Here is a 349-nt window from a genome sequence, read left to right as displayed (position 1 = left end):
GAGCCGCCGCAGCCGCCCCGGCCGTGGCTGCTGGGCGCCAGTGTGCGCAGCGCCGTGGACGCGGGCCGGCGCGGGCTGCCGTACGCGTTCGCGCACCACTTCTTCAACTCCCGCGGCACCGAGGAGGCGCTGCGGGCGTACCGGGAGAGCTTCCGGCCCTCGGCCCGGGCCGAGCGGCCGCACACCATCGTCACCGCCTACACGGTGTGCGGGGAGACCTCGGAGCAGGCGCGCCGGTTGGCGGCGCCGGCGCTGTTCCCGGTGCTGCGGCTGAACGGCGCCTCGCCGATCGCGCCGCTGCCCACCGTCGAGGAGGCGGCGGCGTACCCGTGGACGGAGGCCGAGCGGG

1 protein-coding gene is annotated in these 349 nt (G+C 77.9%); it reads left to right on the top strand.

Annotated elements, in window-relative coordinates; genetic code table 11:
• A partial coding sequence (locus tag BI06_RS24535; RefSeq protein WP_149030469.1) for an LLM class flavin-dependent oxidoreductase occupies window positions 1–349 on the top strand: 349 nt, incomplete at both ends.

The organism is Kitasatospora sp. MBT66, assembly GCF_000710405.2.
In the GTDB taxonomy this organism is placed as follows: domain Bacteria; phylum Actinomycetota; class Actinomycetes; order Streptomycetales; family Streptomycetaceae; genus Kitasatospora; species Kitasatospora purpeofusca.
The sequence above is the reverse complement of the archived record's forward strand: the minus strand, read 5'-3'. Positions and strand labels throughout refer to the sequence as shown.